At 66.7% G+C, this 1,406-nt stretch carries 2 protein-coding genes; both read left to right on the forward strand.

Features of this window, described 5'->3' with window-relative positions; all coding sequences use genetic code 11:
- On the forward strand, window positions 1-352 hold a 352-nt coding region (locus Q664_RS14020; protein WP_200883699.1), incomplete at its 5' end, for an LGFP repeat-containing protein.
- Between the two features lie 135 nt (window positions 353-487).
- The coding region (locus Q664_RS14025) for a hypothetical protein (RefSeq protein ID WP_152622093.1) at window positions 488-1,406 on the forward strand (919 nt) is incomplete at its 3' end.

Raw genomic sequence — 1,406 nt, forward strand, 5'->3', positions numbered from 1 at the left:
GGCCACGGGTGCGCACGAGGTGATTGGAGACATCAACGCGAAGTGGATTGCGCTGGGGCGGGAAGCGGGGCTGCTGGGCTACCCGCTGACGGACGAGACGAAGACGCCGGATGGGGTGGGGCGCTTCAACCACTTCCAGAACGGCAGCATCTACTGGACGGCGACGACGGGAGCGCATGAGGTGCATGGCCCCATCCGGGCCAGGTGGGAGTCGCTGGGCTGGGAGCGCAGCGCGTTGGGCTACCCGGTGAAGGACGAGTACGCCGTCACCGGTGGGCGCGAGAGCGAGTTCCAGAAGGGCTTCCTCACGCTCAACACCGCCACCAACACCGTCACCGTTCGCATGAAGTAGCAATCCCGGCGGATCCATGAGGTCCGCCGCGAGCAGCCGAAGTCCGCCCGCGGCGGGAGAGGACCCATCCGCCTCCCGCCGCGGGGCCACCCCTTTGTCGACCCCCCATTCCCCCCTCTACCCCCGAGAAGACACATGCGCCTGTCGCGTGGTTTGTTGCTGTTCTGCACCCTTACCGCCATCAGTTGCGGTGCTCCCGATGAAGAGCCCCGTCCCGTGGACGAGCTGACCGGCGAGGTCCTGATGGATCTGGCCGGGACCCATGACATGCACCGCCTGATGGAGGACGCCGACCTGACCGGGTGGGGCTGGATTACTCCCGCGCAGGTGCAGGGGTTCCTCCAGCAGAAGGGCTCCTATCTGGCCGGGTACAGGGATCCCGTGTGGGGCAACAAGACGGCCGCCACGCTCATCGTCGAGCGCTCGCGCGCGCATGGCATCAGCCCGCTGTACATGCTGGCGCGCATCCAGATCGAGTCGGGCCTCATCCAGAGCGGTACCTCGAACAACCTGGCCAAGGCCACCGGTTGTGGCTGCCCGGACAGTGGTGGCTGCAACACGAGCTACTCGGGCTTTGGCAACCAGGTGGAGTGTGGTGCCGCGAAGATCCGGAACTATTTGAGGGATCTGGACGCGGGCCGTCCCACGGTCAGCGGGTGGAAGGTCGGTCTCACCAAGCAGACGTTGGATCCCTGCACGGTGACGCCCGCCACCAAGGCCACCGCCGCGCTCTACACGTACACGCCGTGGGTGGGCGCGTATGCCATGCAGTGCGGACGGACCACGGTGGGTGGTTCGTCGCTCGTGTCGGCGGTCTTCTCCCGGTATCGGACCGATTACAACTGGGGCGCCAGTTGCGTGATCATGGGGGACATCAAGGCGAAGTACGACGCGGTGAACGGGCCCGTGCTGCTGGGCGCGTGCCAGGCCGGTGAGCTGGCGACGCCGGATGGAGTGGGGCGCTTCAACCACTTCGAGCGCGGCAGCATCTACTGGACGCCGACGTTGGGCGCGCACGTGGTGATGGGGCAGATCCGCATCAAGTGGGAGCAGG

The organism is Archangium violaceum Cb vi76 (genome assembly GCF_000733295.1).
GTDB classification, from domain to species: domain Bacteria; phylum Myxococcota; class Myxococcia; order Myxococcales; family Myxococcaceae; genus Archangium; species Archangium violaceum.